The organism is Vibrio sp. OPT46 (assembly GCF_015163535.1).
Lineage (GTDB): Bacteria > Pseudomonadota > Gammaproteobacteria > Enterobacterales > Vibrionaceae > Vibrio > Vibrio alginolyticus.
The window spans coordinates 1-1211 of the sequence record NZ_JADDYG010000029.1; the positions used below are offsets into that span (position 1 = coordinate 1).

A 1211-nucleotide genomic window follows, 5' to 3' on the forward strand; every position below is an offset into this window, starting at 1 on the left:
ACGTTCTCTACCACGATGATCGCATCGTCCACCACGATACCGATGGCGAGGATCAAGCCAAACAACGAGATCGTGTTAATGGTCATGCCCATCACGCCCATGATTGCGAAAGTCGCAATGATGGAAACCGGAATCGCTAAGGTTGGAATAATGGTCGCTCGCCAGTTCTGCAAGAAAACGTACACAACGAAGGTGACAAGAAGTACCGCAATCACCAGCGTCTCATACACTTCATCAATCGATGTCTCTACGTATTCGGTAGAGTCATACGCGATGTCATAGACCAAATCATCTGGGAACGATTTCTCGTACTCTTTCATGGCCTCTTTCACGCGTTCCATCACGTCTAGCGCGTTCGCGGTCGGCAACTGGTACAAGGCCAGAACGGCTGCTGGTTCGTTATTCATACGACCATCAGCTTCGTAACCTTGTGCGCCAACTTCGACACGAGCCACATCTTTCAAGCGAATCAAAGAACCTTTCTTGCTCGCACGAATGATGATGTTCTCGAACTCTTCCGCAGAAGTGAGGCGGCCTTTGGTTTGCAAAACATATTGATATTGCTGGTCACCCGGAGCTGGCATACCACCGATCTTACCCGCCGCCACTTGGATGTTTTGCGTTTTAATTGCGCCAATAACATCGCTAGCAGAAAGCTTCAAGGTAGCCAGTTTATTTGGGTTCAACCAAATACGCATTGAGTAGTCTTTCTTACCCAGCAGCGTAATGTCACTCATACCTTCGATACGTTTTAGACGCTCAACGATATTGAGATCCGCGTAGTTAGAAAGGTAGATACTGTCGTAAGACTGTTTCGGAGAACGCAGTGTGATAACGCCCAGCATGTCGGAAGATTTCTTCTTAACCGTCACACCGATTTGGTTTACTTCTTGTGGTAGAGACGACGTCGCCTGTGCCACCAAGTTGTTCACACGAACCTGCGCCATATCGCCATCTGCGCCCACTCGGAAGTAAATACGCAATGTGTATGAGCCATCGTTACCAATCACAGAAGACATGTAAATCATGTCTTCAACGCCGTTGACTTTGGCTTCTATCGGTTGTGCTACGGTCTTTTTAACCACGTCCGCATTTGCACCCGGATACATGGTGCTCACCGTAATTACCGTTGGAGAGATTTGAGGATACTCAGAAATTGGCAAGACTTTCAGGGCGATCATACCCATCAATGTCATCGCCAGTGAGATCAC

General features: G+C 48.1%; 1 pseudogene. It reads right to left on the reverse strand.

Annotated features, from left to right (window positions below):
- Window positions 1-1211, reverse strand: a pseudogene (gene vmeQ, locus IQR33_RS02010) (efflux RND transporter permease subunit VmeQ); the annotation flags it as partial.